Annotated in this window: 10 protein-coding genes; 2 read left to right on the top strand and 8 right to left on the bottom strand. The window is 48.8% G+C overall.

Annotation, left to right across the window (positions count from 1 at the left end; translation table 11 throughout):
• Window positions 1–151: 151 nt before the first annotated feature.
• Window positions 152–1,510: an MATE family efflux transporter gene (locus NOG12_RS10395; protein WP_313933229.1), complete on the bottom strand. Its 1,359-nt coding sequence runs from the start codon at window positions 1,508–1,510 to the stop codon at window positions 152–154.
• Here NOG12_RS10395 and NOG12_RS10390 point away from each other — a divergent pair.
• Complete coding sequence (locus NOG12_RS10390) at window positions 1,494–2,561, top strand: polysaccharide deacetylase family protein (RefSeq protein ID WP_313933228.1); 1,068 nt, start codon at window positions 1,494–1,496, stop codon at window positions 2,559–2,561. The two genes, NOG12_RS10395 and NOG12_RS10390, sit on opposite strands and share 17 nt — an antisense overlap.
• A gap of 22 nt (window positions 2,562–2,583) precedes the next feature.
• On the opposite strand, the gene NOG12_RS10385 is transcribed toward NOG12_RS10390, so the two are convergent.
• Genes NOG12_RS10385 through NOG12_RS10365 form a run of 5 tightly spaced genes read right to left on the bottom strand, consistent with a single transcriptional unit; the run spans window position 2,584 to window position 6,464 of the window.
• Window positions 2,584–3,201 carry an SCO family protein gene (locus NOG12_RS10385; RefSeq protein ID WP_313933227.1) on the bottom strand — a complete coding sequence of 206 codons (618 nt, stop codon included), beginning with the start codon at window positions 3,199–3,201 and terminating at the stop codon, window positions 2,584–2,586.
• 24 nt (window positions 3,202–3,225) lie between these two features.
• Window positions 3,226–4,167, bottom strand: a complete 942-nt coding sequence (gene cyoE / locus NOG12_RS10380) for a heme o synthase (RefSeq protein ID WP_313933226.1) — start codon at window positions 4,165–4,167, stop codon at window positions 3,226–3,228.
• Window positions 4,168–4,196: 29 nt separating this feature from the next.
• The gene (locus NOG12_RS10375) at window positions 4,197–5,171 is read right to left on the bottom strand and encodes a COX15/CtaA family protein (protein WP_313933225.1); all 975 of its coding nucleotides are present in this window, start codon (window positions 5,169–5,171) and stop codon (window positions 4,197–4,199) included.
• Window positions 5,172–5,175: 4 nt separating this feature from the next.
• Window positions 5,176–5,718 carry a hypothetical protein gene (locus NOG12_RS10370; protein ID WP_313933224.1) on the bottom strand — a complete coding sequence of 181 codons (543 nt, stop codon included), beginning with the start codon at window positions 5,716–5,718 and terminating at the stop codon, window positions 5,176–5,178.
• Window positions 5,715–6,464, bottom strand: coding sequence for an SURF1 family protein (locus NOG12_RS10365; RefSeq protein ID WP_313933223.1), 750 nt, complete (start codon window positions 6,462–6,464; stop codon window positions 5,715–5,717). Before NOG12_RS10365 ends, NOG12_RS10370 begins: the two co-directional genes overlap by 4 nt.
• A 26-nt stretch (window positions 6,465–6,490) precedes the next feature.
• On the opposite strand from NOG12_RS10365, the gene NOG12_RS10360 reads away from it, so the two are divergent.
• A complete protein-coding gene (locus NOG12_RS10360) occupies window positions 6,491–6,706 on the top strand; it encodes a DUF2909 domain-containing protein (protein ID WP_110076656.1) in 216 nt (71 codons plus the stop codon).
• A gap of 27 nt (window positions 6,707–6,733) precedes the next feature.
• Here NOG12_RS10360 and NOG12_RS10355 read toward each other — a convergent pair whose 3' ends face one another.
• Complete coding sequence (locus NOG12_RS10355) at window positions 6,734–7,615, bottom strand: cytochrome c oxidase subunit 3 (RefSeq protein ID WP_313933222.1); 882 nt, start codon at window positions 7,613–7,615, stop codon at window positions 6,734–6,736.
• A gap of 9 nt (window positions 7,616–7,624) precedes the next feature.
• A complete protein-coding gene (locus tag NOG12_RS10350) occupies window positions 7,625–8,221 on the bottom strand; it encodes a cytochrome c oxidase assembly protein (protein ID WP_110076654.1) in 597 nt (198 codons plus the stop codon).
• Window positions 8,222–8,223 lie beyond the last annotated feature (2 nt).

Raw genomic sequence — 8,223 nt, 5'->3', positions numbered from 1 at the left:
AGCCTCGCCCGTGGCGCTTTAGCGCTTAGGGCGGGGAGCAGTCACATGAAAGAAATGTGATCCCATCCTGAAATTTCCTGCGTAATTAGTAGGTGGTGGCGTATACACCGCAGTAGCAGTAGATGCTGATGGTGGTGGTTTGTTACCACAGTTAATCTTGATGGATGATTTTGTAGCGGCGCAATAAGTACGCTTGAGTTATTCCACGAGCTAATAGAAATAAGGATAACGCCAACCACAGTCCGTGGTTGGCGTTATTTTTTGCTAAGAGCCATTGGCTTACTAGCACCGCTGGTAAAAACACCCCTAACGCACTGATAGCCATACTGTTGCGCATGCCACGGGTTAGCCCTAACCCAACAAAGACCCCGTCGTAGTAATAGCTCCAATGCGCCAGTAGCGGTAACGCAATTAACCAAGGTAAATAGGTTTGTGCGGTAGTTATCACATCGGGTAGGTGGGTGATTTGGGTGATAATCCAGTTACCGGTCAGGGCAAAAGCCAAACAATAAACCAGGGCAAACAGTGCCGACCAAGTTAAGGTGAGTTTCATCCAATGCCTTATTTGCTGCCTATCCTTGCGGCCGCGGGCGGCTCCCACTAGGGCTTCAACGGCATAAGCAATACCATCTAAGCCTAGCGAGATGAGCATTAAAAACTGCATTAATACGGCATTAGCGGCCACCACCACAGTGCCAAATTTAGCCGCATAGCCGGTCATGGTAGCCATACACAACTGCAGCAGTAAGCTGCGCACAAAAATGTCGCCATTCATGTGCACAAATTGCTTTAACTTGGCGGGCTCGATCCGCCATTTGCTGGGTAATATTAGCCACTGGCGTAGCCACACCAGACCGACCATAGCTACCGTGCTTTCTGCTATCACACTGGCCCAAGCAGCGCCGATGACATTAAGCTGCAAACCAATAACCAGCACCACATCAGCGGCAAGGTTAACTAGGTTCATTAAAATAATCAGACTCATCGCTTGTTTGCTGCGCTGTTGCCCGAGCAGTATCCCGAGTACTGCGAGATTAATCAGTGCAGCAGGTGCGGCTAGCAGCCGAATTTGAATATACTGCCCAGCTAACTCGGCTAAGTCGGCACTGGGCTGAATCAACCACCAAGCTAGCTTGACCAACCAAGGCGCAGCGCTAAGTAAGACAACCCCCAGCCCTATACAAATAAGTAATGCATGAATAAGGAGTTGGCGAATCGCTTGTTCGTCACCAGCACCAAAGGCGTGAGCTGCTTCAGCGGTGGTGCTCATACGCAAAAAAATAGCGAGTAAGTAAGTAAAGCTGACCACCATCGCACCCAACGCAACGGCACCAAGGTAGATATTGTGGTCTAAGTGCCCGATAATGGCCGTATCTACTAAACCTAAAAGTGGCGCGGCAATATTTGAAAGAATCATGGGCAGGGCAATCGCAAAAATCGCTCGATGATCAGAACGATACTTGTTCAACCATGCAATGCCGAGGAGTTTATCTATGCGTGTGTTAATCATCTGTTTATGTTGGTTAGGCTTATTAGGTTGCAGCGAGCCGGTGCTGGCTAAATCGTCCGCCAGTATTACGGTGCTACAGTATCATCATATTGGTGATGATACACCGCGGGTAACCTCAGTAACAGCGGACGAACTAGCTCAGCATATTGAGTGGTTACAAGAGCATGATTTTGACATCGTCTCGATTACTGATGCGTTGCAGCTGTTGCAGCAACCAACCCCTGCTACGGCTAAACTCGCAGTGTTGACCATCGATGATGGCTGGAAGAACGTTTACCAAAATGGCTTGCCGGTGTTTAAAAAATACCAAGTACCTTTTACTGTTTTTGTGAACCCGCGCTTAATGCGCGAGGCTCCTAATTTATACATGAACTGGCAACAATTACGGGAGCTACAGCAATACGGTGCTACCATTGCAAACCACACCAACTCACATGATCATCTTACCTGGCGCCGTACCGATGAATCTGAAAGCCAATGGCAGCAGCGTATTCGAGCAGATATCTTAGACGCTCAGCAAGAGATCTATGAAGCCTTAGGTGCACAGCCCAAATTGCTTGCTTATCCTTATGGTGAATACGACCCCGCCGTTGAAGCTATTGTGGAGGAGGCTGGCTTTGTAGCCTTTGCCCAACATTCAGGCGCTTGGAACAGGTTCAGCAACAGTGCTGCGATTCCACGTTTTCCTGCCTCTGCTCAGTATGCAGACTTGCGCACTCTAGCAACTAAAATCAATAGTTTAGCCTTGCCGGTAACCCATATCACCCCGGCTTCGATGGTATTAGAGCATGACCAAAGCACGCCAAGCTTTAGTGTGACCTTAGACCATACCGATGATTTTAATCCGGCCCAAATGAATTGTTTTGCGGGTAGCTCGACCGTGCGGCCCAGTTGGCAGGGAAACACCTTTACCGTGGAACTCAGCCAACCGTTACCAATAGGACGATCACGGGTGAATTGTACTGTTGCTAGTAAGAGTCAGCCGCAGCGGTTTTACTGGTATTCGCAGCCCTTTGCTCGGGCTGATAAAAATGGACGCTGGCCTGATTAAGCAAAACCAGCATCAAGAGGTATTAATTATCAGCAATGATGGCAAAGTCTGCGGCTAATTGCTGCATATTCACCGTGGGTATCTCGCCCATGGTGTGCTCCGCTTTAAATATCGCCTGTAAATGACCGGCTGGATTCACCAGAATAATAGCCGCACTGTGATTCACTAGATAATCCATGGCACCCTCATCGGGGATGGAATACATCAAACCAAGGTTGTTCACAAACGGATACAGTTGCGGATGTTCAGCGCGAACCCCAAAAAACTCCGGGCCAAAAAACTCCGTATAAGCCGCAATGCGTCCGACATCGTCGCGCTGTGGGTCCACTGAAATCATCCAAACCTTTACCGGGGTATCCGTATGCTGTTGCAGGCTAGGCATGATCTGGCGCAAGTCAGCCATGGTGGTGGGGCAAATATCTGGACAAAAAGTGTACCCCGTAAACAACAGCGTCCACTGTCCTTGCAGACGCTCGTTCGTTACTTGACTACCATCGCTGCCCTGTAGCGTAAATGGCTGTAGTTGTCGTGCTGGTTCGTACACTAAGGCTTGGGGTTGCGCTTGTGGCAAACTATTGTAAATCACCAACCCCGCGACCAAGGCTACTAAAGCCACTGCCGTTGCCACTAATCTTTGCATTTTATCTTGTCCTATCGCTGAAAATTAAAACGAACTCATAGGAGGTAATACCAAGTAGTGGTCTACCAACAACAGCACAAACAAAATCATTAAATGCCAAATAGAAAACTTAAACATGCTAAAGGCAGTATGCTGTTGCGGAGCAAATTTGAGTTTCCACGCATACACCAAAAACCAAAGACTCAAGACTGTGGAGCCAATCAGGTAAATCACCCCAGACATTCCTACTAAATAGGGTAACAAGCAGACCACGCCTAATAAAATGGTGTACAGCAGGATGCAGGTTTTGGTGAATTCAATACCATGGGTCACAGGCAGCATCGGAATTTCAGCTTTGGCGTAATCCTTGGCTCGATGCACGGCTAACGCCCAAAAATGCGGTGGGGTCCAGGTAAAGACAATCATCACCAACAAAATGGCAAAGGGATGGATCTCATTGGTGACTGCGGTCCAGCCCAATAGCGGAGGCGCTGCTCCAGCAAGGCCGCCGATGACGATGTTTTGTGGCGTGGCCCGTTTTAAATACATGGTATAGATAAATGCGTAACCCACTAAGCTAGCTAGCGTCAGCCATGCGGTGAGCATGTTGACCCAAACGGCTAACACCACAAATCCTAACACCCCAATAACCGCAGCAAAGGTTAGCACGCGTTTGGGGGATAGGGCGCCAGAGGGTAGTGGCCGTCGTAACGTACGCGCCATCCGAGCATCGATGTGACGGTCCACCAAATGATTTACCGCTGCCGCTGAAGCCGACATTAAGCCAATACCGACCAGTGCCGGCACTAGCACCTGCCAGGCGACCCAAGTTGGCGTGGCTAAGGCCATGCCTACCAAGGCCGTGAGTAGCAGCAAGAGCACTACGTTGGGTTTGGTTAACGTAAGGTAATCACGCCATGAGCTAGATTTATTATAGGTTGCTGCCAAGTCTTGGCTGGCGCCTTTGATACTTGCATGTTCTGCCATCTGGTTCTCCTTACTCGCTTATTGTTGTTTTATGCGTTGCGAGCAATTTTATAATTTAGCCCAACTAAGCTAAGAAGCAACAAGGCTCCTACTAAGTTATGCGCTACGGCTACCTTTAACGGTAGCATAAAAATAACATTACTAAAGCCTAGTGCTAATTGCACCACTAAGGCAACGGCCACCCAGGTTAGCGCACGTCGCATCACTTTGGATTGGGCTTTAGCAAAACCAAACCACAACAGCAGTGCCACTACTACCGTTGTCACATAGGCACCAAGCCGGTGAGCTACATGCATGGTCATGCGTTCAGCATAGTCATGAGCGCCATATTGATAGGTTTGCGCTTCTGGAATACTAAAAGCTCCGGCTACGTCTAAGCGCTCGGTCCAGTTGCCTTCGCAGAACGGCAGGTCGGTACAAGCGAGTGCCGCATAGTTAGCGGCAACCCAGCCACCAAGTGCGATTTGGGCGATGACCACAAGCAAGGCTAACGCGGCTAATCCGGCGAGTTTGCGCATACCAGCATCGCCCATAGGCATATGGATGCGTTGTAACCTTAGGTGCAACAAATAGAGCAAGCTAAGGGTGCTAAAGCCGCCTAATAAATGCCCCATAACAATCAACGGCTGCAAATTCATGGTAACTGTCCACATCCCCAGTGCTGCCTGAAATATGACCAGGACGAGCAGTAGCAACGGCAGTTTAACCGGTTGTTCTGGATGTTTACGAACGCGAACCAAGGCACTGATGGCTATTGCTAGAATAAATAAACCCAAGCTGCCAGCGGCATACCGGTGAATCATTTCGTTCCAAGCTTTTTGAGTTTCTAACGGTGCATCAGGAAAGGCTATGGCAGCCTGCTCTGCACTTTTGGGGACCGTTAATTCACCGTAACAGCCAGGCCAATCAGGGCAGCCTAAACCCGCATCAGTAAGACGCGTGTAGGCACCTAGTACAATCACCACTAAGGTCAGCAGTAAGCTAAATTTAACTAAGGCCCGCATGCTATCACCCTATCTTTGAAAGTTTTAACAAGGTACGCAAATCGGCCAGGATGTTCTTAGCCTCGGTGCGCATGGCTGATTCATCGGCATGCGTTGGGTAATAAAGGACGATATTTCCCAAGGGATCGATGATAAACAAGTGCTGATCTGGGATGCTGGCAACAGCTGCCGCTAACTGACTGTCGACCACAGCCTGCACTAATGGTGTTTGTTGTAAATCGATGCTCGGCGCTTGGGCGCTGATCATGATTGGGGTAACTCGTTCAGTCTCTTTGCCCAAGGCGATATCGAGCTGATTAATGGCATACAAACCCTGTTGGCAACCGGCACCGCAATCTTGCTCGGTGCGTAGGGCTACCCGCCATCCTGCAGGCAAGCGCTGGTTCAGTTGGTTCAGTTCGATGGGCGGTACTAGCATGGTGCCTTTATTGGTGACCGCCCCCTGATACCAGTTTTGGTCTAGTACCAATTTGGCGCCAATCACCGGAATAAGAAAGGCAAGTACAACGCCTATTAAGGTGGCTCTGGATTTTTTAACAGTACTCATGGGCATTCCTTATTATTTTTCTTTTTATTGGAACGTGCAGCTATAGTAAACACAATCAAGCAAGCTAATGCTAGTGAAAACCACTGCAATGCATAAGCTTGATGTTTGGCGGGCGACATTACTTGAGGTTGCCAAGCACGTGGCCAGCCCCAGGCTTCGCTTTCTGCTAATAATAGCTGCCGATCGGCTAAGGGGAGACTGAGCAGGTTTGTCAGTGCGGTTGGGTCGAAGCGTTGAATACGGATCAGCTCGGTTTGAGCGGCGTTTGTTGCTGCCTCAGTAACCACCTGCTCAGATAAACGAAATCCGCCAAGGCTGGGCGTATAAACCAGTCCGCTGATATTCATGGGTTGGGTTGGTAAGCTCAATGTTGGTAGTTGACTGCGATCACTGCCCGCCGCTACCCAGCCTACACTAACGCCGATCAAACGAGCTGCGGTAGTAGGTTCAAATAAGCCAATCACTTGGTAGCCCACCTGACCTTGCCATACCTGATTATCCAACAGCAAAATGGGCGCGGGCAAAAATCGGCCACTAATAGTAACGGGTTGATACTGCTCTAAATCCTGCAGTTGCTCGATAGATTGCAGTGGCACGGGAGTTTGCTGTTGAGCTTCACCTTGTTGAAATTGGTCAAACAGCTGTTGTTTTTCTGCGGCACGTTGCAGCTGCCAAAATCCTAGCTTGACCAAAAGTGCAATTGCTAGCACAGTTAAGCCCATGCCAAGCCACATCGACTTACGCATAAGCGTGCGCCACTGGAGCAAAAATAATGGTTATAGCTGCAAAAATCATTCTGGTACTACTCATGTTATTTATGGTCGTAAACCTCATGCGGGCTTTGTTAGCCATGCTCAGAAACGACCCTACCAAACCACCAATGACGCACTATTTGGGACGTCGCGTGTTATTCTCGGCGATTGCCCTAGTGATTATTGTGGTACTACTGGGGTCTGGTGTATTAGCACCAAACCCAAGACCGTACTAGGCACCTAGCCCAGTACGGTAACTTGCTTTAAATGACATAAACAAAGATAAACAAGCACACCCAGACCACATCCACAAAGTGCCAGTACCAACTGGTCGCTTGGAATGCAAAATGGTTATCTGGGGTAAAGTGACCTTTCAGAACTCGGAAAAACATCACGATTAACATGATGGTACCCAGAGTAACGTGCATGCCGTGGAAGCCCGTCAGCATATAGAAGGTATTTCCGTAAACTCCAGAGGATAAAGTTAATCCAAGATCTTGGTAGGCGTGAACATATTCGGCACCTTGTAAATACAAGAAGATACAGCCCAAGACGATGGTAATCCCCAAGAACAACGTGAGTTGCTTGCGGTTATTCTTTTCTAAGCCAACATGCGCAAAATGACAGGTAAAGCTAGAAATCACCAAAATAATGGTGTTGTACAAAGGTAAACCCATCCAGCCCATAGCTTGTGTGGTGGTGCCCCCCGGAGTTTCCGTGAGTGGCCACATAGCCTCAAAGCCAGGCCATAGCACATCGTTGGTCATGGCATTGTTGCTGGCGCCGCCTAACCACTCCACGGCAATGACGCGCGCGTAGAAAAGAGCACCAAAGAAAGCCGCAAAGAACATAATCTCAGAAAAGATAAACCAGCTCATGCCTTGACGGTAGGAGTGGCCTAGCTGTGGACTGTATAAACCGCCCATAGATTCGTTAATTTGGTCGCGGAACCAACCAAATAACATGATTAGCATGACGGCGATGCCGCCCCAAAGTACATTGCTACCCCAGCCATCAACTGTTTCGTTTTTCATATCGATGACGGTATGGCCAGCGCCAAAGGCTATTAATCCTAACCCAATAGCGCCTACGATGGGCCAAGGGCTGGAAGCTGGGACATAATATTTTTCGTGTTGTGTTGCCATAACTCTTCCTCAGTCTGCTGGTTGCTCAATGCTCGCCAGCACATCAGGCGTTGCATGGGCTGTCATATCGTACATGGTGTATGACAAAGTTAAGGTGTGAATATGATCTGGAATATCAGGGTCTAGGTAAAACTGCATCGGCATAACGGTTTCTGCACCAGCAGCTAATGGCTGCTGGTTAAAGCAAAAACATTCGGTTTTATTTAAGTACAAACCGGCCTCACCAGGGGCTACTGACGGAATCGCCTGCGCCACCATATTATTACCAGTGAGGTTATGCGCTAAAAAGTTCACCACTTTGGTTTCGCCAGGGTGCACCCGTACCGATTTCACTTCGGCTTCAAAGCCCCATGGCATCCCTTTGTTTACCCGCGTTAGAAATTGCACATTCACGGTTCGTGAGGTGTCCACACTGCGGGTATTCGCCATTGCTTGTTCGTTCTTGGTGCGACCGTTAAAACCGGTAATGTCACAAAAAACGTCGTACAGGGGCACTAATGCAAAACCAAACCCAAACATACCTACGACAATAAACAGCAGTTTGCGTACTACCCGTGCATTGTCTGCACGGGGTACTTTGGTGACTGTTGGTTCGGGTTTTTGCATGA

The organism is Pseudidiomarina fusca, from assembly GCF_032227045.1.
GTDB lineage: Bacteria > Pseudomonadota > Gammaproteobacteria > Enterobacterales > Alteromonadaceae > Pseudidiomarina > Pseudidiomarina fusca.
The sequence above is the reverse complement of the archived record's forward strand: the minus strand, read 5'-3'. Positions and strand labels throughout refer to the sequence as shown.